At 70.0% G+C, this 20,805-nt stretch carries 23 protein-coding genes; 10 read left to right on the top strand and 13 right to left on the bottom strand.

Annotation, left to right across the window (positions count from 1 at the left end; translation table 11 throughout):
- The first annotated feature begins 48 nt into the window (after positions 1-48).
- Both LY13_RS01140 and LY13_RS01135 read left to right on the top strand, forming a co-directional pair.
- Positions 49-615, top strand: a complete 567-nt coding sequence (locus LY13_RS01140; protein ID WP_253826223.1) for a PadR family transcriptional regulator — start codon at positions 49-51, stop codon at positions 613-615.
- Entirely contained in the window at positions 612-1,001 is a 390-nt protein-coding gene (locus LY13_RS01135) for a hypothetical protein (RefSeq protein WP_253826222.1), read from the top strand. The genes LY13_RS01140 and LY13_RS01135 overlap by 4 nt, the downstream gene beginning before the upstream one ends.
- Positions 1,002-1,180: 179 nt before the next feature.
- On the opposite strand, the gene LY13_RS01130 is transcribed toward LY13_RS01135, so the two are convergent.
- The 3 genes from LY13_RS01130 to LY13_RS01120 form a co-directional block, all read right to left on the bottom strand.
- A complete protein-coding gene (locus tag LY13_RS01130; RefSeq protein WP_253826221.1) occupies positions 1,181-1,522 on the bottom strand; it encodes an RNA polymerase-binding protein RbpA in 342 nt (113 codons plus the stop codon).
- Positions 1,523-1,785: 263 nt separating this feature from the next.
- Positions 1,786-2,670, bottom strand: coding sequence for a thymidine kinase (locus tag LY13_RS01125; RefSeq protein ID WP_253826220.1), 885 nt, complete (start codon positions 2,668-2,670; stop codon positions 1,786-1,788).
- 27 nt (positions 2,671-2,697) lie between these two features.
- Positions 2,698-4,122 carry an MFS transporter gene (locus LY13_RS01120; RefSeq protein ID WP_253826219.1) on the bottom strand — a complete coding sequence of 475 codons (1,425 nt, stop codon included), beginning with the start codon at positions 4,120-4,122 and terminating at the stop codon, positions 2,698-2,700.
- Positions 4,123-4,361: 239 nt separating this feature from the next.
- On the opposite strand from LY13_RS01120, the gene LY13_RS01115 reads away from it, so the two are divergent.
- Positions 4,362-5,048 carry a transglycosylase family protein gene (locus tag LY13_RS01115; protein ID WP_253826218.1) on the top strand — a complete coding sequence of 229 codons (687 nt, stop codon included), beginning with the start codon at positions 4,362-4,364 and terminating at the stop codon, positions 5,046-5,048.
- 26 nt (positions 5,049-5,074) lie between these two features.
- Here LY13_RS01115 and LY13_RS01110 read toward each other — a convergent pair whose 3' ends face one another.
- Entirely contained in the window at positions 5,075-5,914 is an 840-nt protein-coding gene (locus tag LY13_RS01110; protein ID WP_253826379.1) for a glycerophosphodiester phosphodiesterase family protein, read from the bottom strand.
- 130 nt (positions 5,915-6,044) lie between these two features.
- Here LY13_RS01110 and LY13_RS01105 point away from each other — a divergent pair, with 130 nt between their 5' ends.
- Positions 6,045-6,410: a hypothetical protein gene (locus LY13_RS01105; protein WP_253826217.1), complete on the top strand. Its 366-nt coding sequence runs from the start codon at positions 6,045-6,047 to the stop codon at positions 6,408-6,410.
- A 154-nt stretch (positions 6,411-6,564) separates the two neighbouring features.
- Here LY13_RS01105 and LY13_RS01100 read toward each other — a convergent pair whose 3' ends face one another.
- From LY13_RS01100 to LY13_RS01070, 6 genes are all read right to left on the bottom strand, one after another.
- Complete coding sequence (locus LY13_RS01100) at positions 6,565-7,575, bottom strand: zinc-binding alcohol dehydrogenase family protein (protein ID WP_253826216.1); 1,011 nt, start codon at positions 7,573-7,575, stop codon at positions 6,565-6,567.
- A 130-nt stretch (positions 7,576-7,705) separates the two neighbouring features.
- Positions 7,706-8,362, bottom strand: coding sequence for an MSMEG_1061 family FMN-dependent PPOX-type flavoprotein (locus tag LY13_RS01095; RefSeq protein WP_253826215.1), 657 nt, complete (start codon positions 8,360-8,362; stop codon positions 7,706-7,708).
- Between the two features lie 515 nt (positions 8,363-8,877).
- Positions 8,878-9,486 carry a LysE family translocator gene (locus LY13_RS01085; RefSeq protein WP_253826214.1) on the bottom strand — a complete coding sequence of 203 codons (609 nt, stop codon included), beginning with the start codon at positions 9,484-9,486 and terminating at the stop codon, positions 8,878-8,880.
- Positions 9,487-9,689: 203 nt separating this feature from the next.
- A complete protein-coding gene (locus LY13_RS01080; protein ID WP_253826213.1) occupies positions 9,690-10,271 on the bottom strand; it encodes a TetR/AcrR family transcriptional regulator in 582 nt (193 codons plus the stop codon).
- Entirely contained in the window at positions 10,272-11,186 is a 915-nt protein-coding gene (locus tag LY13_RS01075; protein WP_253826212.1) for an SDR family oxidoreductase, read from the bottom strand. It abuts the gene before it with no gap.
- Between the two features lie 50 nt (positions 11,187-11,236).
- On the bottom strand, positions 11,237-11,827 hold the full coding sequence (locus tag LY13_RS01070) for a TetR/AcrR family transcriptional regulator (RefSeq protein ID WP_253826211.1): 591 nt from the start codon (positions 11,825-11,827) through the stop codon (positions 11,237-11,239).
- Between the two features lie 131 nt (positions 11,828-11,958).
- Between LY13_RS01070 and LY13_RS01065 the strand changes: the two genes are divergently transcribed.
- Entirely contained in the window at positions 11,959-12,978 is a 1,020-nt protein-coding gene (locus tag LY13_RS01065; RefSeq protein ID WP_253826210.1) for an aldo/keto reductase, read from the top strand.
- A 75-nt stretch (positions 12,979-13,053) separates the two neighbouring features.
- Here the strand turns inward: LY13_RS01065 and LY13_RS01060 are convergent, their stop codons facing one another.
- Entirely contained in the window at positions 13,054-13,797 is a 744-nt protein-coding gene (locus LY13_RS01060; protein WP_253826209.1) for a lysophospholipid acyltransferase family protein, read from the bottom strand.
- Positions 13,798-14,162: 365 nt separating this feature from the next.
- Between LY13_RS01060 and add the strand changes: the two genes are divergently transcribed.
- Both add and LY13_RS01050 read left to right on the top strand, forming a co-directional pair.
- Positions 14,163-15,122 carry an adenosine deaminase gene (gene add / locus LY13_RS01055; protein WP_253826208.1) on the top strand — a complete coding sequence of 320 codons (960 nt, stop codon included), beginning with the start codon at positions 14,163-14,165 and terminating at the stop codon, positions 15,120-15,122.
- Between the two features lie 9 nt (positions 15,123-15,131).
- Positions 15,132-15,917, top strand: a complete 786-nt coding sequence (locus LY13_RS01050; RefSeq protein WP_253826207.1) for a putative protein N(5)-glutamine methyltransferase — start codon at positions 15,132-15,134, stop codon at positions 15,915-15,917.
- Positions 15,918-15,938: 21 nt separating this feature from the next.
- Here the strand turns inward: LY13_RS01050 and LY13_RS01045 are convergent, their stop codons facing one another.
- Positions 15,939-17,111, bottom strand: coding sequence for an epoxide hydrolase family protein (locus LY13_RS01045; RefSeq protein WP_253826206.1), 1,173 nt, complete (start codon positions 17,109-17,111; stop codon positions 15,939-15,941).
- A gap of 82 nt (positions 17,112-17,193) precedes the next feature.
- Here LY13_RS01045 and LY13_RS01040 point away from each other — a divergent pair, with 82 nt between their 5' ends.
- Positions 17,194-17,766 (top strand): CGNR zinc finger domain-containing protein, encoded by a 573-nt coding sequence (locus LY13_RS01040; RefSeq protein WP_253826205.1) that lies wholly within the window; start codon positions 17,194-17,196, stop codon positions 17,764-17,766.
- 48 nt (positions 17,767-17,814) lie between these two features.
- On the opposite strand, the gene LY13_RS01035 is transcribed toward LY13_RS01040, so the two are convergent.
- The gene (locus tag LY13_RS01035; protein WP_253826204.1) at positions 17,815-18,213 is read right to left on the bottom strand and encodes a VOC family protein; all 399 of its coding nucleotides are present in this window, start codon (positions 18,211-18,213) and stop codon (positions 17,815-17,817) included.
- A 189-nt stretch (positions 18,214-18,402) separates the two neighbouring features.
- On the opposite strand from LY13_RS01035, the gene LY13_RS01030 reads away from it, so the two are divergent.
- Positions 18,403-19,335 (top strand): AAA family ATPase, encoded by a 933-nt coding sequence (locus tag LY13_RS01030; protein WP_253826378.1) that lies wholly within the window; start codon positions 18,403-18,405, stop codon positions 19,333-19,335.
- A complete protein-coding gene (locus LY13_RS01025) occupies positions 19,332-20,801 on the top strand; it encodes a VWA domain-containing protein (protein WP_253826203.1) in 1,470 nt (489 codons plus the stop codon). Before LY13_RS01030 ends, LY13_RS01025 begins: the two co-directional genes overlap by 4 nt.
- The last annotated feature ends 4 nt before the right edge of the window (positions 20,802-20,805 follow it).

Raw genomic sequence — 20,805 nt, 5'->3', positions numbered from 1 at the left:
CTACGGCGGCGCCTACCGTGCGACATATCTATGAGATAGGTTCGGTGTGTGAAGTTCCTGATGCTGGGCTTGATGCTGCGACGGGCTTTGTCGCTCTACGAGCTGCACGGACGGTTCGAGGCAGGGCTCGCCCATATCTACGCGGCGAGCTACGGCAGCATCCATCGAGCCTTGCGGCAGCTGCACGATGCGGGCGACGTGGAACAGATCGCAGACCCGGACCCGCCCCGCAATACGAAGCGGTACGTGACGACCGACCAGGGACGGCGGAACTGGCTCGACTGGATGAAGCATCCCCGCTCGGCCGAGGACTCCGAAGCGTCGATGCTGGCGCGCGTGTTCCTGCTCGGCCTGCTCGAAAGCTCCGCGGAACGCAGGGACGTACTGATCGCGCTCCGCGAGCGGGCCCTTCGCGACGTGGAGGCACTCAGAACGGTCGATGCGACAGCCGGAACCGAGGACGTGGAATCCGCCGTGCCGCACTACCCTCGTGCGGCTCTGGACTACGGGGTGCAGGCGAGCGAGGCGATCGTGACCTGGCTCGAGCAACTGCTGAGCGAATTGCCCCCACGCGAGACAGCACGGCCGGAAAGGCCGGAAAGGCCGGAACGATGAGTGTCGTTGCGCTCGGGCCGGCACTCGTCGTTCTGACGGGCCTCACGGTCATGCAGGTACTCTTGATCGGCGGCCTGCCGATCGGGGAGTACGCGTGGGGAGGGCAGCACCGCACAGCGACACCCCGCCTTCGCCGCGCAGCCGTGGTCGCCATCGTGCTGTACGCGCTGTTCGCCGCCTTGCTGTTGAGCAGGGCCGGCATCCTGCCGGGTGGTGACACCACTGTGGTCGCCGCACCCACCTGGGTGCTGTTCGCCTACTGCGCAGCAAGCATCGTCTTGAACGCAGTCTCCCGCAGTCGACGCGAACGGATCGTCCAGACGCCGGTCAGCATCCTGCTCGCGCTCAGTGTGCTGATCATCGCGATCAGCGGCCCGGGCGGCTGACGCGACGGGTACCTGGACACGCACCTCGACAGCCCCGGACTTCGACAGACGACGGCGCCCGCACCTCGACGTGAGGTGCGGGCGCCGTCCGTGTGGTGGGAGCGAAATCTCCGGCCGACGGTCCGCACGGCTACCCGTGGTCCGTCGGCGATGCCGCGATGTCGCGCGACGCCGCGGCGTCACGAACGGCCGCGGCGGGCCTTCAGCTCTTCGAGTCGCTCGTTGAGCAGTTCCTCGAGTTCCGGCACCGACCGACGCTCCAGGAGCATGTCCCAGTGCGTACGCGGAGGCTTGACCTCCTTCTGCTCCGTCTGGCCGCCCTCGATGATGTCCGACTCACTGCCGTGCAGTCGGCATTCCCACGTCGCGGGGATCTCGGCGTCGTCGGAGAACGGAACCTCGAACTCGTGGCCCTTGGGGCACGCGTAGCGCACGCTACGCCGCGGTGCGAGGTCGTGATTGCGGTCGGTCTCGTAGCTAACCGCTCCCAACCTGCTGCCACGGAGAACACGGTCGGCCATGATGAGTCCTTTCAGTCGGCTCCCGGTGGAGCCCGGGTCGTGCTCACCGAGTGCAACGAACGCCGTCGCCGGGTTCATTCCCCGTACGCCGGATCGTTACCCACGGCACCCGGTACACCCGCCACGACGAATCGCGCCGGGACAACGGTCTTCTCCCGAATGGGAGACGGCAGCCGCGCTCGTATGACGCTCCGATGGGTGCGAGTTCTCGGCCGCATCCCCCAGGTAGGGGAGTTGGCGGTGCGGCGTCTCCCGGTGGGTCGTCAGGTCAGCCGCAGCTGTCCATGACCGGAACCGGCAGGCCCGAGATCTCCGAGGCGGTAATGCCGCCGACACAGTACTTGGTAACGCACCGTAGTGCTGTCCGTCTGCGTAGGTGGTGTCGCGCGATTCACCTCTGCGACGGACACGTCGAGGTCGCCGGCCGAGGTGTGCGCCGCAACGGGTGACACGGCCGGGGGAGCGTCCGGCGTGTACGCACCGTCGACGGCGGCGCCCGCGCTTCCGTCGCCGCCGTCGCCGCCGTCGACGTCGGCCGTGTCCGCCACGACCACGGTGTCGCCGGTGCGCTGCACCTCGTCGCCGTACACGCGCGCGTTGAACCGGCCCGGCAGACCGCACCAGCACAACACCTCGACCTGCACCGGTTGCAGCTGGTCGGCCAGCTCGAACAACCGCCGCGCGCCCGGGAACAGCCTGCTGCGGAAATCGGTGGCGATACCGAAGCAGTACACGTCGATCGTCGCCTCATCGGCGAGCTCGCCGAGCTGCTCGACCTGGACAGGGGAGAGGAACTGAGCCTCGTCCACGATCAGGTAGTCGACGTGCGTGCCCTGCTCCCACGCCCGCCGCACCACGCCGCGCAGATCCGTGTCGGGATCGAGCTCCAGTGCCTCCCGGGTGATCCCGATGCGGCTGGTGATCTGCCCGGGCCCGGAACGGTCGTTGCTCACCAACAGCAGCCCCTGCCTGCCCTGCCGCGCCAGGTTGTGGTCGATCTGCAGCGCCAACGTCGACTTCCCGCAGTCCATCGGACCGTAGGAGAACTTGATCGTCCCGACGTTCGGCACCTCGCGGCGCGAACCCCAGGCGGGGACCGGGGAAAGAGCGTCGGTCGGGTCGGGTCCGGGGTTCTCCAGCGTTGTCACGCCGGAGAACCCTAACGGTCGCCGCCCCTACAGCACCGCAGGCTCCTCGTTGCCCGCCGCGGCGATGGCCCTTCTCACAGGCACCAGCGCCACGAGCACGAATCCGACGACGAAGAAGATCACCAGCGCGATGATCGCGTACCGGAACGAACCCGTCGCCTGGCCCACACCCGCGAACACGAGCGGCCCCAGCCACGACGTGCCCCGCTCGCCGACCTCGTACAGCGAGTAGAACTGCGCCTCCTTGCCCGCCGGGATCAGCTGGCTGTACAGCGACCGCGACAGGGCGTTGGTGCCGCCGAGTACCAGGCCGATGCCGACCGCCATGGCGTAGAACTGCATCGCCTGCCGCTCCTCGACGAAGTAGGCGAACACCAGCACCAGCACCCACACGGCCAGGCTCACCAGGATCACCTTCTTCGCGCCGAACCGGCGGGCCGCGAAACCGTGCAGCATGCCACCGACGTAGGCCACGAACTGGATCACCAGGATCGTCCCGATGAGCACCTGGTCGCTGAACCCGAGCTCCTCCGTGCCGTACTGCGCCGACACGCTCACCACCGTGTTGATCCCGTCGGTGTAGATCAGGTACGCACCGAGGAATCCGAGCGTCAGCGGCAGCGCCTTCGCCGCCTTGAACGTGTCCTTCAGCTCGACGAACCCGGCCGTGAGCACCCGGACGCCCTTCTCGCCGCCGTGCGGATTCTGGTGTTCCCGCAACCTGCGCAGCGGGATCAGCGTGAACAGCGCCCACCACAGTCCGGAGCTCAGGTAGCAGATCCGCACCGCCATCGACTCGCTCACGCCCACCGTCTCGTGGCCGAGGTAGAACGCCAGCTGCAACGCCAGCGCGACGCCGCCGCCCAGGTAGCCGAACGCCCAGCCCTTCGCCGAGACGTCGTCACGCTCGTCGGGTGTCGCGATGCCCGGCAGGAACGCGTAGTAGGTGACGATCGAGGCGCCGTAGCCGATGTTGGCCACGATGTAGAGCACCGCGCCCAGTTCCCACCGCCCGTCGTCGACGAAGAACAGCAACGCCGACGCCGCGGCCCCGAGGAACGCGAAGCCGCCGAGGATCGCCTTCTTGCGCTGGCTCCGGTCGGCGACCGCGCCCGCGATCGGCAGGACCAGAACCTGCACGACGGTCGCCACAGCCAACAGGTAGCCCCACAGCGAGCCGGCGGGGAAGGCGAGTCCGAACGCCGAGATGTCGCAGTCGACGAGCCGGTTCTCCCCGCCGTCCGGGCCGGTGCACGCGTCCGGGCCGTTGCGCGCCACGTCGGCGCGTGCGGCATCGGCCGCCACGGCACTCATGTACAGCGCGCCGAAGACCGTGATCACCGACGTGTAGAACGCCGAGTTCGCCCAGTCGTAGAAGTACCAACCCCGTTGTTCGCGTTTTCGCTGTGCGGGGTCGGCGGGGGGTTGCGGCCCGGGCAACGTGCTCGTCATGCGGCGTCGGTGTCCTTCGGTGCTGTCGTGGTCGTGGGTACGGCCCATGATCGGCCGCACCTGTCGCGCCCGTGTGACGGTCGGGACGCGGTTCCGGTGCCACCGGGCGGAATCCGAGTGGCACCGGACGTCGTGGGTGATACCGGGTGTCGTAGCAGTATCCCCCGCCTGTGGTAGGAGATACTGTCGTTTCCAGTGTGACTGTTGTGGCGGTTGTCCGGTTTGCTTACCGTGCCGTTATGAACAGACGCCGCCTCCGTGGCTTGACACGGGGATTCACGAAGCTGCTCCTCGTCGTTCTCGCCGCGCTCGGCGTGCAGTTCGCGCTCGCTGCCCCCACAGCGGCGGACCCCAGTCGCGCCGACTGGGCCAAGCTGCGGATGTGCGAATCGACCGAGCGCTACCACGTGGACACGGGCACCGGGTACTACGGCGCCTACCAGTTCGACCTGCCGACCTGGCGCAGCGTCGGCGGCGCCGGACGGCCGGACCTCGCGACGCCCGCCGAACAGGACTATCGGGCGCTGCGCCTGTATCGCATGCGCGGCTGGCAACCGTGGGAGTGTGCCGCGATGGTCGGCCTGGTCGACGACGGCGACGCGCGCAGCAAGGTGGTGCCGAGCCGCGCCGAATCGGCCTACATCGGGGGACGGAAACCCGCGCCCGCACCGCAGCCCTCGCCGAGCCCGGCAGCTACGCCCGCCTGGTCGGGACTGGTGTACGCCTACGGTGACTGCGCACCGGCGCTGCGTACGTTCCAGCTGCGCATGAACGATTTCGGCTACGACTTCCAAGGCACCGGCTGTTACTACGACGAGACGAAGGAAGCCGTGCTGGACCTGCAGCGGGCCAACGACATCCGCGACTCGGGGCGGCTCGGCCCGAAGACGTGGACGGCGGCGTGGGAGGGTACCGCGCCGCGCTGACGATCGGCGGTGTCCTCGGTGCGACCTCAACCGTCGGAGAGGTCGCCCGCCCCGGCCGAGTCCGGAGCGGCGTCCGGCTGCTCGGCGTGCCACGTGCCGCGTTCGGCCAGCACGTCGCGCAGGACATCGGGACGGTCGGTGACGATTCCCTGCACGCCCAGGTCGAGGAGTGCGCGCATCTCGTCGGCGTCGTCGATGGTCCACACGTGCACCTCGACGCCCGCGTTGCGCGCCGCGCGGACGAACGCGCGGTCCACGATCGTCATCCGGCCCTGCCGCCGCGGAACCTGCGCCATGGCGCCGCGGGACAACCCGCCGAGCCGCAGGAACGGCACCCAGCCGTTCGCCCACAGCACTGCCGCGGACCGCGGGCCGCACGCGGTGAGCAGGCGGTCGCCGCCGAGTGCGCGCAATCGTGCCAGCCTCGAGTCGGAGAACGCCGCCGCCGCGACCCGGTCGAACGCATCCGTCCGTTCGAGCACCCGCACGAACGGCTCGACCGCGTCGTCGGCCTTCACGTCCACGTTGAAGTGCACGTCGGGGAGTTCTTCCAGGACGTCCTCGAGTCGTGACACCGCCGCGCGCCCGCCGATCTTCACCTTCCGCACGCTGTCCCACGACTGTTCGGCGATGGGGCCGTGGCCGTCGGTGGTGCGATCGAGCAACGCGTCGTGGTGCACCACCACGACGCCGTCCGCCGTCGCGTGGACGTCCGTCTCGACGTACCGGTAGCCCTCCTCGGCCGCGCGCCGGAACGCGGGCAGCGAGTTCTCGAGCCCGTCGAGCTCGCCGACGTGCCAGCCCCGGTGTGCGAACGCCCGAGGGGTGGGGCCGTCGAGGTAGGGGTGTGGATGGCGATGCCACATGCGTGTCACACCGTCCAGTTTGCCGGACCGGCGTGGCCGCGGCATGGACATCGAGTAGCCGTCTAAGGTCGGTGTGGTGAGTGCGACGCCATCCCGGAGTACGCCGTCATCCTCGAGTACGACGCCGTCCTTGAGTACGACACCGTCCCGTGAGGAACTGCAGGCTCTGCGCACGCCCGTGCCGCAGCATTGCGGCTGGTGCGGTCGCGCCGTCGAACAGCCCGCCGCGGCCGGACGCAGGCGCCGGTACTGCGGTCGCTCGTGCCGGCAACGCGCCTACGAACGCCGCACGGCCGTGCAGCGCACCGGATTGCCGGAGGACGCCGTCGTGCTGTCCGGGGACGAGGTCGCGGCGTTGCAGGACCGGTTGTTCCAACTGCGATGCGCCGCGGAGGACGTCGCCACGGCCGCCGTGGACGGGGCGGGCAGTGACGAACTCGAGAAGCTCGCGGGTGAGGTCACCAGGATCGCGAGCGACATCGAAGTGCTCCGTTGATCGGCGAACCCCCGCCCGCATTTCGTCACCGTGGTGAAATGCGGGCGGGGGTTCGGATGTCGGATCACGAGGGGAGAGGCGACTGCCGGCCGCGATGGAGGACCCTTCGCAACGAGGTCGTGGCCACAGTCGCGGCCGTTCCCGGCCGGTGCGCCTACGCCCAGTCGTGCAGAACGATCTTGCCGACGGTGCGGTTGTTCTCGATCCGCTCGTGCGCCTCACACAGCGTCTCCGGACTGATCGGGCTCAGCCTGTCGGTCGTGGTCGGGCGGACCTTGCCCGCGTCGGTGAGCCTGCTGATCTCGGTGAGCATCCGGTGCTGCTCGACCATGTCGGGCGTCTGCTGCGTGGGCCGGGTGAACATGAGCTCCCAGTGCCACGTGATGCTCCGAGGTTTCAGTGGTTCGACGTCCCGTGGGCCGTCGTCGATGGCCACGATCTCACCGAAGGGCCGCACGATGGTCGCGTAGGTCTCGATCTGCCCCTCGGAATGGGCGGTGAAGAGCCAGTCGACGCCGCCGGGGGCCAGGTCGAGCACCTCGGCGGCCAGGTCGCCGTGATGGTTGACGGTGTCCTCGGCGCCGAGGTCGCGGACCCAGGCGCGCCGTTCGTCGTCGGAGGCGGTGGCGATCACGCGGACGCCGGGAAGGAGCGCCTCGGCGAGCTGGAGCAGGATCGACCCGACGCCGCCGGTCGCGCCGACGACCAGCAGCGTCCCCGTGCTGGATTCACCGAGCCGGAACCGGTCGAACAGTGTTTCCCATGCGGTGATCGCCGTCAGCGGCAACGACGCGGCGTCGGCGTACGACGTCGACGCCGGCTTGGGGCCCACGATCCGCTCGTCGACCAGATGGAAACGCTGGTTCGTCCCGGGGCGATCGATGGTTCCGGCGTAGAACACGTCGTCACCGGGCGCGAACAGGTTCACCTCGTCGCCGACGGCGCGGACTGTGCCGGCGGCGTCGAACCCCAAGACACGGAAGTCGTCGGTGGGAGCGCCGGCACGGAGCTTCCTGTCGACCGGGTTGACCGAGACGGCCCGAACGTCGACCAGCAGGTCTTGCGGACCGGGCTGCGGGGTCTCGACATCTCGGGCGACGAGGGATTCCGGGTCGGTGGCGGGAAGATTGTGCGTGTAGCCGATGGCGGTGTGCGTGGTGCTCATGACCTCACGATTCCTCACCGCGCGCCGGGCTGCGACACGTGGGTCGCAGCCCGACTCCCTGATATTTCGTCACCGTGGCGAAATGCAGGCGAGTGTCCGGACGTCGTTGCCGAAGGGGAGGGACGGGTTGTCAGCCTCGGTACAGCTTCTCCCGGTACGCCTCGCCGTAGTAGGTGTCGAGCTCGGCAACGCTCATGCCGGTGTCCTCGAGGCGTTCCGCGATGACGGCCCGGCGGGCGACGTGGCCTTCGGGGTTCCATGTGTCGGGTTCCCACAGCCGGGAACGCAGGAACGCCTTCGAGCAGTGGAAGAAGATCTGGTCGATCTCGACGAGCACCACGAGGACCGGCCGGTGACCCTTGACGATCATCTCGTCGAAGAACGGCGCGTCCCGCAGCAGTCGGGCGCGTCCGTTGATGCGCAGGGTGTCACCGCGCCCCGGAATGAGGAAGTTCAGTCCGACGTGTGGATTGGCGATGACGTTGCGGTAGCCGTCGGCGCGACGGTTGCCGGGGCGCTCGGCGATGGCGATGGTGCGTTCGTCGACGACGTGCACGAGTTGCCCGGCCGGATCGCCCTTCGGTGAGGCGTCGCAGCGTCCGTCGGCGTCGGCGGTGGCCATGAAGCAGAACGGCGACGCGGCGAGCCAGTCGCGGTCGATGGCGTCCAGGGTCTGACGTTCCTTGGTCCACACACGCGCAACGGGCTCGCCGAGCAGTTCCGTGAGTGCCGCGACGTCGGTGATCTCGGCGTACCCGTCAGCGGTGATGCGATCGTCGATGGTCACGACACCGACCGTACGTGAGCCCGCGGCCCATCGACCCGGACGAACAGGACGTCACCGAGGGCTGCAGCGGCACCCTCCGCCGACACAGGTTCAGCCAAGTCGTGTGCCGATAATGCACATTATGTTAAGTAGTGTTCGTCCGGGTCGGTGGAACCGGTTCTCGAGCGCTCTCCCGGCACTCGCCCCGGCCCGCGACACTCAGGCCGGCCGCGGGAGCTCGTGGCACAGTTCTCCCTGTGTCGTCGGACGTACCGCCGAGTTGGCTGTCCACGTGGTGCTTCGAGCGCTTCGGGAGCCGACCTGACGCTGTCCTGTTCCGACACCGATCGCTCTCGGATGTCATCGGCCTCCGGCTGGCCGACGGCATGGAAATCGTCGTCAAAGCCCGTCCAGGACGGCCGCGCGGCGGCGTGCGTGGCAGCGCAGAGCCGACTGGCCGAGATGGCTCTCCCCTGTCCCCGACCGCTCACCCGGGTCGGCATTGTCGGTTCGCCGGCCGTCATGAGGTAGAGGGATCAGCGGCTCTGCACTGCGAGTCTCCCGGCGAGGGCCACAAAGGTAGCGGCGAAGAGTTTGCGCATGGCCGCGACGACGCGAGGTCGTGTCAGCACGTGGTCGCGCATCGCGGCCGCGAACATGCCGTAGGCCGCGAAGACCACGAACGTCATCAGCATGAAGACCGCACTCAGGCCGAGCATGGTCGCCGTCGCCCCGTTGCCGTCGGGTACGAACTGCGGCAGAAAGGCGAAGAAGAAGATGGTCAGCTTCGGGTTGAGCAGATTGAGCGTGACGCCCGAACAGATCACCGTCCGCGCCGAGGCCTTGGAGTCGCCGGCATCGACCGACATCGCTCCCCTCTCCCGCCAGGTGGCCCAGGCCATGTAGAGCAGGTAGGCGACGCCTGCGTACTTGATCACTGCGAACGCCAGGCCGCTCGCCTGCAGGACGGTTGCCAGCCCCGTGATCGCGGCAACCAGATGGGGCACGGTCCCGAGGGTGCACGCGAAGGCAGCGAGGATGCCGGCCTTGGTGCCACGCGCGAGACCGGTCCCGATCGTGTACAGAGCGCCCGTTCCGGGAGTGGCGACGATGACGAGCGCTGTCACGAGGAACGCCGTGGACATGCCGGCCAGCGTAGGGACGTTGCACCGCGTCGGGGCCGCCCTTCACCCCGTTGTCCCAGTCGCAGCGCTGCCGAGACGGACCCTCTGGATCATGGGTGAAGCCAGCGTCACACGTGCTCGCCTTCTCCAGGATCGCGTGGTTGTCGATGTCGACGAGCGGCGCGGCCGGATCCTCACGAGTGGCGGGACGGTGACTGTAGGGCTCACGGAGCGCGGCCGGCTCTGAGGACCGCCTCGAGCTGCTCGCGCATCCACACTGCGAGAGACCCCTCGCGGTGCAGCGCCCAGCCGATCAGCGCGCCGTGATAGGTCGTCTCGACGAGCTTGGCCAGAGCCCCGACGTCCGTGCCGTCACGAAGCTCGCCCGCGGTCGACGCCGCCTGCAGGTGGCGCTCGAGCGCCGCGCGTAGTCGGCGCGCGCCACGCAAGGTTTCCGCGTGGAAGTCGGGCTCGACGAGATCGAGCTGGAGCATCGCCACCGAGTTCGCGATCCCCTCCGGGGTCATGTCCGGGTCCACCGCGCCGACCAGTCCCTCGACGATGCGGTCGAGCGGCGAGGGGTGATCGGCCTCCTCGACCGGGGCGACCCACAGCTCCACGCCGCGGCGGTCTGCAGCGAGCAGCAGCTCGCGTTTGGTGCCGTAGCGCTGGACCAGCGTGGCTGGAGAGAGGCCGACCTCGCGGGCTGCGGCGGCCAGCGTGAACTTCGCCGGGCCGACGCGGTGGACGAGCGCGAGGACGCCGTCCAGGACGGCCTCGTCGGAGACAGTGCGCGGACGCGGCATCTACTCGGCCGTGGGCAGCGCGGCCTCGGCGTCGGCCGCGCGCGCCTCCGCGTCGACTGTGCCCCAGTCCGGGCGCTCGCCGTCGGCGTCGGAGAAGCCGTATGTGTGCATGAGGTCCCACGAACCGAGGCATTGCCCGGCGAAGCGGGCTCGGTCGGGGTCGACGGCGAGTGCCGCGACGCCGCGGCCGAGCAGGTGAGGAGTCTCGGAGTGGCGGAAGTAGCCGCCGTGGGCGTCGGCGGCGTCGCGCCAGGTCTCCTCCGTGACGCCGAAGTGCTCGAGCATCGCCTCGGAGCGCAGGAAACCGGGGGTCACGGACAGCGCGGTCGCGCCGTACGGGCGCAGCTCGGCCGCCAGCGAGTAGCCGAGCCGCACGACCGCCTCCTTGACATGGTCGTAGGCGACGACCCCACGGAACGGAACGCCGGCCTTGCCGTCGCCGACTTCCACGACCAGTCCGTCTCCGGTCTCGATCAGCAGGGGCAGGGCGTGGTGCGCTGTGATGAGGTGCGTTTCGATGCCGTTGCGCACGATCCGGAGCGTGTCCTCGAGCGGGTGCTCCCACACGCCCTTGACCCAGCGGGTGAACGGATCGCCACCCCAGACGTCGTTGACGAGCACATCCAGCCGCCCGTGCTCGGAACGGATCCGGTCCATCAACGCCGCGACGTCCGCCTCCTGCGAGTGATCGCAGCGGACGGGGATCCCGGTGCCGCCCGCTGCGTCGACCAGTTCCGCGGTGTCCTCGATCGTCTCCGGTCGGTCCATCTCCGAACGCCCGTCGCGCGTAGTGCGACCGCTGCCGTAGACGGTGGCGCCGAGCGCTCCGAGCTCGACGGCGATCGCGCGGCCACAACCGCGAGTGGCGCCGGCGACAAGGGCGACCCGGCCGGTGAGGGGGCGCGCCGTGTTCATGTGCTCGATTATAAACTAACGGCCGTTTATATACCAGTACATCGCCGGATCTACTCCCCGTCGGCCGCGCGATGTGACACCACGCCCGCGAGCAGGACGTGGGAGAGTTTGCGCGCGTCGTACCGAGTGTCGTCGCCGCCGAAGAGGCAGAGGTTGCCGATGCCGCGCATGAGCTCGTAGGCGCCGATGTCAGTGGAGATCTCGCCGGCCTCGCGTGCCGCTTCGAGGAGTCGTTCACACACGGGCACGAGGTGGTCGAGGAAGTAGGCGTGAAGTCCACCCTCGTCGGCCTGACCTCCGTTCACGGAGGCCAAGCCGTGCTTGGTGACCAGGAAATCGACGAACGCGTCGACCCACTCCTCCAGTGCGGCCAAGGGTGAGGATCCACGGCGCAGGAGGCGTTCGCCGAGATCGACGCAGGCATCGACCTGGTGCCGGTAGACCGCGATGACGAGGTCGGAACGCTGCGGGAAATGGCGGTACACGGTCCCGACGCCTACCCCGGCCTCGGCGGCGATCTGCCGCACCGGCGCGTCGATCCCTTGGTCCGCGAACACCCGTGCGGCCGCGTCCAGCAGTGTCTTCTCGTTGCGGCGCGCGTCGACGCGACGGGTGCGCGACTGCGTGTCGTCTGAGGGCACGGACTCCTCCTTGTGATACGGAACCATGTTCCGTATTGTCGTTTCCGGAACGACGTTCCGAATCCATCATGGCAGACCGACCGCCGCAGTCCACAGACACACGCCACATGGCAGGCACGGGGAGAACGCTCATGCAGTACCGCACGCTCGGAACCACCGGTATCCAGGTCAGCTCACTGGCATTGGGCACGATGAACTTCGGCAAGATCGGCGACACCGGTCAGCCCGAGGTCGACGCTTTGGTCGGCGCGGCGCTCGATGCCGGGGTCAACCTGGTCGACACCGCTGATGCGTACAGCGCGGGCCAGTCCGAGGAACTGCTCGGCAAGGCGCTGACGGGACGTCGGGACGAGATCGTGCTCGCCACCAAGGCCGGCCTGCCGATGGGAGAGGACATCGGCAGGAGAGGCGCGTCGCGACGTTGGCTGACCACGGCTCTGGACGACAGTCTGCGACGGCTCGGGGTCGACCACGTGGACCTGTTCCAGATCCACCGGTGGGACCCGGCCACCAGCGACGAGGAGACGCTCACCGCGCTCACCGACCTGCAGCGAGCGGGCAAGATCCACCATTTCGGCACCTCGACCTACCCCGCCTACCGGATGGTGCAGGCCCAGTGGGCTGCGGCGCGCACCGGCACCGGCCGGTTCGTGACGGAACAGCCCAGCTACTCGATCCTGCAACGCGGCATCGAGCGCGACGTGTTGCCGGTCGCGCAGGAGTACGGACTCGGGGTGATGGTGTGGAGTCCGCTCGCCTCGGGGTGGCTGTCCGGTGCGGTCCGGCGCGACCGTGAGGTCTCGACCCACCGTGCCGGCTTCATGCCGCAACGCTTCGACCTGTCCGACCCGGTCAACCAGGTACGTATGGCCGCTATCGAAAAACTCGCGGCTCTGGCCGACGAGTCGGGCCTGACGCTCATTCAGCTCGCGCTGGGGTTCGTCACCGCGCACCCCGGCGTGACCAGTGCGCTGCTCGGGCCGCGCACCCCGGAGCACCTCACCTCGCAGTTGGCCGCGGCCGAGACCGTGCTGCCTGCGGACGTGCTGGACGCGATCGACGAGATCGCCTCCCCGGGTGTGGACCTGGCAGCCCACGAGAAGAGCGACACGCCGCCCGCCCTGCTCGACGCGTCCCTGCGCCGCCGATGACCGCGCCGGCGAGCACCGGGCGGGGCCGAGCGTCGCGCTGACGACACCACGACCGGTGCTCGCCGGGTGTGTGCGTCAGTCCCGGTCCGGACCTTTCGCGTCGAGGGCGGCGGCTTCCTCGGGGGTCGGCGCGGTTCCGCCGAGGTGCGCGGGAAGCCACCAGCGGTCGTCGTCGCCTGCGGGCTGATCCGGGTAGTCGGCCTGTAGTTTGTCCAGGATCGACTGCAGCCGGCTGCGCAGGTCGCCGCTGAGCGCGTCCGGGTCGTCGGCGGGTGTCGGGTGCAGCGGCTCCCCCGCGTGAATGTGGATCGGGACGTGCCGCTTGGTGAGTTCCTTCGGACGTCCCTTCGTCCAGAGGCGCTGCGTGCCCCACAGCGCCATCGGGACGACCGGGACGCCCGCGTCGGCGGCCATGCGGATCGCCCCGGACTTGATCGGCTTGATCGTGAACGACCTGCTGATCGTTGCCTCCGGGAACACCCCGACGACCTCGCCCGACCGCAGTCGATCGACCGCCTCGTCGTAGGACGCCTTGCCCGCTGCCCGGTCCACCGAGATGTGGTGCATGCCGCGCATCAGCGGGCCGGCGATCCGGTTGTCGAAGATCTCCTTCTTCGCCATGAACCGCACCAGCCGCTTCGCCGGCTGCGCGCCGAGACCGCAGAAGATGAAGTCCAGGTAGCCGATGTGGTTGCACGCGATCACCGCCCCGCCGGTGCGCGGCACGTGTTCGGTGCCCGTCACCGTCAACCGGTTGTCGAGCACGCGGAACATGGTCTTGGCCGCCAGTACGACGGGCGGGTACACGATCTCTGCCACACCCCCAGGCTACGCACCCGTAGGTTGCGGTGCTCGCCCGTAGGTTGCGGTGCTCGCCCGTAGGTCGGCGGTCACACACGGCCGGCGTCCGCGCACGGCGGAGGCGCGCCGAAGTCCGGCGCCGGACCGTTGAATCACGATCGGAGTCACGCCTACGATGTCGATCATGCGTGCTGACCGGATCGCCGACGCCGATCGCGTGTTCGCGATCTTCGGCGACCACAGCTATCGCATGGACCTTCGCGGCTGACGCACGTGCCACGCGCCGCGCCCGCAGTGTGCCCGCTGCCGGCACGGCACTCCCGCACGTCAGCTGTCAGCTCCGCACCGGCTCGGCCGGTGTCCCTTGTTGCGAAAGGTTCGACATGTCCTCCGCTCCCCTGTCCTCCCGTGTCCCTTCCGCCTGGCCGATGATCGATCTGCACCGGCACCTCGAAGGCTCGATCCGCCCGTCCACGGCCCACCGCCTCGCCGCACGGGCGGGTGCCCGTCCGCCGCGCAGCGAGTTCGTGGCAGACGACGAAGGGGACCTGCTCCCCTACCTGGCGAAGATCGACAACGCCGCCACGTTCGCCACCACCCTCGACGACTGGTGGCGGATCACCCGCGAAGCCGTCGCCGACGCCTGCGACGACGGGCTCACCGCCGTCGAGTTCCGCTTCAGCCCACAGTTCGTCGCCGCCCGCACCGGTCTCGACGCGGACGCCGTGATCGACACCGTGACCGCCGCAGTCGCAGGCCACGGCCTGCCCATCGACGTCGGGCTCATCGGCATCGTCGTGCGCGACGAGGGTCCGGACTCGGCCGAGGGGCAGATGCGCAGGCTCCTGCGGCATGCCGACCGGCTCGTGGGCGTCGACCTGGCCGGGGACGAAGCGGGCTTCCCCGTCGCACAGTTCTCCCCCGCGTTCGGCCTGGCCCACGACGCCGGACTACCGGCCACGGTCCACGCGGGCGAAGCGGCCGGTCCGGAGAGCGTGTGGAACGCCGTCCGGCACCTCGGCCCGACGAGGATCGGTCACGGGGTGCGGTCGGACGAGGATCCGCGGCTGCTCGACCACCTCGCCGCCAGCGGCATCACCCTCGAGGTCGCCGTCACCAGCAACGTCCAGACCGGTGCCGCGCAGGACCGCAGGCGCCACCAGTTGGCCGCCCTCGTCGCCGCGGACGTGCCGGTGGCGCTGTGCACGGACAACCCGTCGGTCAGCAACACCCGCCTGAGCCGCGAGTTCGACATCGCACGGGAGCTCGTCGGCGCCGAGACGGTCGAACGCATCCGCCGTCACGGCTTCACCGCCCGCTTCGCCCCGTCGGCGCGGGGCTAACCTGGGGCGATGCCTCCGTCGTCGATCGTGTCGTCCCTCCGCAACGCCGGGTGCGTGTTCGCCGAGGACGAGGCCGCACTGCTGACCGAGGCGGCCGGGGACGGCGCGGACCTGGACCGGCTCGTGGCACGCCGGGCCGGCGGCGAACCCCTCGAGTACGTGCTCGGCTGGGCCGGGTTCCGCGGTCTGCGCGTGGTGGTCGAGCCGGGCGTGTTCGTGCCGCGGCAACGGAGCGGTTTCCTCGTGGAGCAGGCGCTCGCGGTGTTGCCCGCCGGCGGCGTGGTCGTCGACCTGTGCTGTGGGTCGGGCGCACTCGGTGCGGCCGTCGCGGCGGAACGTCCCGATGCGACGGTCCACGCCGCGGACCTCGACCCCTCCGCGGCGCGGTGCGCCCGCCGCAACCTGGCGGGACGGGTGTACGAGGGTGACCTGTTCGCCGCGCTGCCGCCGGAGCTGCGCGGCGGGATCGACGTCGTCGTCGCCAACGTGCCGTACGTGCCGTCGGGGGCGATCGCGTCGATGCCGCCCGAGGCGAGGGAGCACGAACCGTCGATCGCGCTGGACGGCGGCGCCGACGGGCTGGACACGTTGCGCACGGTGGCTCGTGAGGCGCCGTCGTGGCTCGCCGCGGGCGGCCACCTGCTCAGCGAGACGAGCGAGCAGCAGGCCGACGGCGCCGCCGCGGCGCTGGCCGACGCGGGCCTCGCACCGTACGTGGAGCGGTGCGAGGAACTCGGCGCCACCGTGGTCGCCGGCCGCGCCGTGCACGACCGGCAGGACGCCGGGCACTCGTAGCGGTCGGCGTCCTGCCGGCGTTCACCGCCTCGCCGCCAGGACCGCCGCGAGGCCGTCCCGCAGGTCCTCGACGAAGTAGCCGGGCACCTCCAGGGCCGGGAAATGTCCCCCGGCTTCGGGGGAACGCCATCGGACGAGTCGTCGGTACCGCTGTTCCGCCCAGGGCCGCGGGCACTTCTCGATGTTGCGGGGGTAGATGGTGAGCGCCGACGGGACGTCGACCCGGAGTTCCGGATCGAGCGAGTTGTGGCTCTCGTAGTAGATGCGGGCCGCCGAGGCGCCGGTCCGCGTCAACCAGTAGAGCGTGACGTTGTCCAGGACGCGGTCGCGGGAGATCGTCTCGAACGGGCTGTCGTCGGTGTCCGACCACTCGGCGAACTTGTCGAGGATCCAGGCGAGCAGCCCCACCGGTGAGTCGACGAGCGAATAGCCGATGGTCTGGGGTCGGGTCGCCTGCTGCTTCGCGTACGCCGAGCGGTGGCGCCAGAAGTGGCGGGTCTGCTCGACCCACTCGCGTTCCGTCGTCGTCAGCCCTTCGGTGCTCGATCCCGGTGGTGCCGCGGCGAACGTGCTGTGGATGCCGAGCACGTGCTCGGGGAATCTGCCGCCGAGGATCGTGGTGACGGGGCCGCCCCAGTCGCCGCCGTGGGCCACGAACGTGTCGTAGCCGAGCCGTTTCATGAGCTCCACCCAGGTGGCTGCGATCTTCTCGGTGCCCCACCCGGTGGTGGCAGGCCTGTCGCTGTGGCCGAAACCGGGCAGCGACGGCACCACGACGTGGAACGCCGGGGCGTTCGCGTCCTCGGGGTCGGCCAGCTCGTCCACGACGTCGACGAACTCGGCGACGCTGCTCGGCCACCCGTGGGTCACGAGCAACGGAGTGGCGTCCGCACGTGCCGAGCGACGGTGCAGGAAGTGGATTCCGACGTCGTCGATGGTCGTGCGGAACTGGCCGATCCGATCGAGGCGGTCTTCGAACGTCCGCCAGTCGTAGCCGGTGCGCCAATGGTGGACGAGGTCGGTGAGCTCGGCCAGCGGGACGCCCTGTTCCCACCGGCGCCGGCCGGGTGCGGCGGGCCGGACCGTCTCGGCCTCCGGCAAGCGGGCCGCGGCGAGTCGGTCGCGCAGATCGTCGAGGTCGGCGTCGGTCGTGCGGGATCGAAACGGCTGCACGTCGTCGATGGGACTGGGCATGAGGACCTCCTGACCACGGAAGAACCGGCTATGACGGTTCTAGCATGGCCGCGAGTACCCGACAACCGGCTAAGGTGGTTCCATGCGTTCCGGACATCCCGACTTCCGCCTCGGCAACGTGCTGATGACCAGCTTCACGGCGACGCTGACGGAGCGCTGCGGCGACGCCGTCGAACGCATTCCCACGCCGCAACGACTCCTCGACTGGTTCGCACTGCACGGCCTGGCCGTCGAGTCGTGCTCCGCGGCCCAACTCGACCTCGCACGCGAATTCCGGGAAGCGATCCACGCGGCGGCGACGGCGGCCGCGGTCGGTGACGCGCTTCCCGAGCAGGCGCTGCGGATCATCAACGACCGCAGCATGCAGGGGCGGGCCGCGGCGGTTCTGACACCCGAGCGACACCGCGAGTGGCGACTCGGCCCGACGTCCAGCGTGGACGATGCCCTCAGCGTGATCGCCGCCGACGCGGTCGGCGTCATCGCGGGTGAGCGTGACGGGAAACTGGCCCTGTGTGCGTCGCCGACCTGCCGCGCGGCGTTCTTCGACACGAGCCAGAGCCGTACCCGCAAGTGGTGCGACATGAACACGTGCGGCAACCGCCAGAAGAAGGCTCGCTTCCAGGCCAACCAGCGCAGGAACACGACCGGCGGCTGATCCGACTCGGACGGTGTCCGCCCCGGTCGGGAGCAGAGTGCCCGCGGGTCAGCCCGCGGTGTCGGGGCGGGCGTGCGGATTGCGGATGACGCCGACGATGTTGCCGAACGGATCGCGCACCGATGCCGTGACGAACCCCTCACCCCGCTCGATCGGGCCCTCGTGTTCGGTGGCGCCCCGCGCGAGCAGGTCGGCGTACGCCGCGCGGACGTCGTCGACGTGCCAGTAGAGGACGATGCCGCCGTCCCCGAGCCGGTGCGGTGCGTAGCGCGTGTCGATGATGCCCAGCTCGTGCTGGTCCGGCCCGATCCGGAACTCGAGGTACGCGGGCGGGCCGTCGACGGGACGTGCGAAGTACGGCTGGATGCCGAGCACGTCGGCGTACCAGTCGCCGGCCGCCGACACGTCGTCGGCGAACAAGCTGACGGTGCTCATTCCATGGAACATCGCTGACTCCCTTTGCTCGGCAACGTCGCCATGTCCGGCGGCCGCTGTGAACAACGGTTGTCCCACGGACCCCTGACAAAACGCGTGAGGTGAGCCACCGACCTCGCGCCGAGTCCACCTCGGGCGCGAGAATGAGCGGACGCTTACCGCAAGGAGTCCGTTGTGACACAGTCATCGACGTCGCAGACGGTGCCGACGTCCCCGTCGGGGTCGCCCGAGCAGGCGCCGCAGTTCGCCTCGGTCGACGAGGTCGTCGAACGCCTGGCAGGAGCCGGCTACCTCGCGTCGAACGCCGCGGCGACCACGGTGTTCCTCGCCGATCGGCTCGGCAAGCCACTGCTGGTCGAAGGCCCGGCCGGGGTCGGCAAGACCGAACTCGCCCGGGCCATGGCGGCCGGAACCGACAGCGAGCTGATCCGGCTGCAGTGCTACGAGGGCATCGACGAGTCCCGCGCGCTCTACGAGTGGAATCACGCCAGCCAGCTGCTGCGGATCACCGCCGCCAAGGACGAGAGCTGGGACGCCACCCGCGAGCACGTGTTCAGCGAGGAGTTCCTGCTCTCGCGCCCACTGCTGACGGCGATCCGCAACGAGGACCCGACGGTGCTGCTGATCGACGAGATCGACAAGGCGGACGTCGAGGTCGAAGGTCTACTGCTGGAGGTACTGGGCGACTTCCAGGTCACGGTCCCCGAGCTGGGCACCATCACCGCGGCACGGCGGCCCCTGGTCGTGCTGACCTCGAACGCCACGCGGGAGCTGTCGGAGGCGCTGAAACGCCGGTGCCTGTTCCTGCACCTGGACTTCCCGCCCGCCGACCTGGAGCGCGACATCGTCACGTTGCGCGTGCCGGAACTGGACGGCGAGCTGGCCGCCTCTCTGGTGCGGGTCGTCGGCGCGCTGCGGGAGCTGGAACTGCGCAAGTCGCCGTCGATCGCCGAATCGGTGGACTGGGCACGCACGCTGCTCGCGCTCGGCGCGGAGACCCTCGACGAGGACACCGTGCGCGCGACCCTCGGGGTGATCCTCAAATACGAGAGCGACCAGCGGAAGGCACTGTCCGAACTGCGCCTCGACCGTGTGCTCTCCCCCGCCGACGCCGCAGGCAGTTCGGTGTCATGACGGCGCACGCCGTCGCCGGCAGGCTCGTCGAGTTCGCCCGCGCCCTGCGCGAGCACGGCATCGCGGTCGGCACCGGGGAAACGGTCGACGCCGCCGCGGCCGCCGAGGCCGTCGGGTTCGCCGACCGGGAGCGGCTCCGCGAAGCCCTCGCCGCGAGCGTGCTGCGGGGTGCGGCGCAGCGACCGGTGTTCGACGGCGTGTTCGACCTCTACTTCCCGGCCGCGCACGGCACCTCGGAGACCGCGGCCGACGAGCCGGAGACGCCCGCGCAGCTGCGCGACCGGCTCCTCGACGCGCTCGTGGCGGGCGACGACGCCCGCGTGCGTGCGCTGGCCGCCACGGGGATCGACCTGTTCGGCGGTTACGGCGCCGCCGCGGGCGGCGGCCAAGGACAAGGCCAAGGGAACGGACACGGCGGCGAGGGTGCGCCCGGCGGCGCGGGACAGGCCGGTGGGAACGGGAGTCCGGCGGCGCGGCTGAGCGGCTGGTCGGCGTATCAGGCGTTGTCGGAGGTGCGGCCCCAGGCGTTGCGGGCGCGGTTGCGGACCGCCATTCGCGAGGCCCGAGCCGACGGGCTCGACGGCGATGCCGCGGATGCGCTCGCGGACAGGGAAGCCGCCGCGGGGATCGCGTCGTTCACCGAGCACGTGCGGGCCGAGGCACGCAGGCGCACCGCCGAGCTCCGCGGGCGCGACCGCATCGCACGGCACGCCGTCGCTCCGCAGACCGACCTCGTGGCGTTCACGAACGCGAGCGCCGAGCAGTTCGCCGAGATGCGCCGCGCGGTGCAGCCGCTGTCACGCACACTGGCCACGCGGCTGGCGGCCCGGCGCAGGCGCGCCACGCGCGGCCGGATCGATCTGCGCCGTACCGTGCGGCGGTCTCTGGCGACCGGCGGCGTGCCGATGCGGCCGGTCATGCGGCGCAGGCGTCCCGGCAGGCCCGAGCTGGTGCTGCTGTGCGACATGTCCGGCTCGGTCGCCGGGTTCGCCCAGTTCACCCTGCTGCTGACGCAGGCGCTGAGTGATCAGTTCTCGAAGGTCCGCAGCTTCGCGTTCGTCTCGCGGACCGACGAGATCACCGACCTGGTGCGGGCGGGCCGGGACGAGCCGGAGAACCTGGCCGAGCGCATCGTCACCGAGGCGAACCTGACGACGATCGGGATGAGCAGCGACTACGACGGAGCGCTGCAGACCTTCGCCGACGGGTGGGGCGATGTGCTCGGCCCCCGCACCAGCGTGCTGATCCTCGGTGACGGCCGCACCAACGGCGCTCCCCCGAACCTCGCCGCGCTGCGCGAGCTCGCAGGGCGCGCCCGGCACGTCCACTGGCTCAACCCGGAACGCGAGTCGTCGTGGGGCACCGGGGACTCGGAGGCGCACCGGTACGCCCGGGAGGTGCCGATGTTCGAATGCCGCACGATCCGGCAGCTGTCCCGGCTCGTGACGCGGTTGCTGCCCGACTGACCCC

The organism is Prauserella aidingensis (genome assembly GCF_024171865.1).
Taxonomy (GTDB): domain Bacteria; phylum Actinomycetota; class Actinomycetes; order Mycobacteriales; family Pseudonocardiaceae; genus Prauserella; species Prauserella aidingensis.
This window is presented reverse-complemented; position numbering and strand designations above follow the sequence as displayed.

Coding starts and splice junctions, on each gene's coding strand:
- LY13_RS01045 (WP_253826206.1), bottom strand. CDS start 17,111: ATGCCCAGTCCCATCGACGACGTGCAGCCGTTTCGATCCCGCACGACC.
- LY13_RS01050 (WP_253826207.1), top strand. CDS start 15,132: ATGCCTCCGTCGTCGATCGTGTCGTCCCTCCGCAACGCCGGGTGCGTG.
- LY13_RS01130 (WP_253826221.1), bottom strand. CDS start 1,522: ATGGCCGACCGTGTTCTCCGTGGCAGCAGGTTGGGAGCGGTTAGCTAC.
- LY13_RS01025 (WP_253826203.1), top strand. CDS start 19,332: ATGACGGCGCACGCCGTCGCCGGCAGGCTCGTCGAGTTCGCCCGCGCC.
- LY13_RS01110 (WP_253826379.1), bottom strand. CDS start 5,914: ATGTGGCATCGCCATCCACACCCCTACCTCGACGGCCCCACCCCTCGG.
- LY13_RS01135 (WP_253826222.1), top strand. CDS start 612: ATGAGTGTCGTTGCGCTCGGGCCGGCACTCGTCGTTCTGACGGGCCTC.
- add (WP_253826208.1), top strand. CDS start 14,163: ATGTCCTCCGCTCCCCTGTCCTCCCGTGTCCCTTCCGCCTGGCCGATG.
- LY13_RS01075 (WP_253826212.1), bottom strand. CDS start 11,186: ATGAACACGGCGCGCCCCCTCACCGGCCGGGTCGCCCTTGTCGCCGGC.
- LY13_RS01035 (WP_253826204.1), bottom strand. CDS start 18,213: ATGTTCCATGGAATGAGCACCGTCAGCTTGTTCGCCGACGACGTGTCG.
- LY13_RS01080 (WP_253826213.1), bottom strand. CDS start 10,271: ATGCCGCGTCCGCGCACTGTCTCCGACGAGGCCGTCCTGGACGGCGTC.
- LY13_RS01100 (WP_253826216.1), bottom strand. CDS start 7,575: ATGAGCACCACGCACACCGCCATCGGCTACACGCACAATCTTCCCGCC.
- LY13_RS01065 (WP_253826210.1), top strand. CDS start 11,959: ATGCAGTACCGCACGCTCGGAACCACCGGTATCCAGGTCAGCTCACTG.
- LY13_RS01115 (WP_253826218.1), top strand. CDS start 4,362: ATGAACAGACGCCGCCTCCGTGGCTTGACACGGGGATTCACGAAGCTG.
- LY13_RS01120 (WP_253826219.1), bottom strand. CDS start 4,122: ATGACGAGCACGTTGCCCGGGCCGCAACCCCCCGCCGACCCCGCACAG.
- LY13_RS01040 (WP_253826205.1), top strand. CDS start 17,194: ATGCGTTCCGGACATCCCGACTTCCGCCTCGGCAACGTGCTGATGACC.
- LY13_RS01085 (WP_253826214.1), bottom strand. CDS start 9,486: ATGTCCACGGCGTTCCTCGTGACAGCGCTCGTCATCGTCGCCACTCCC.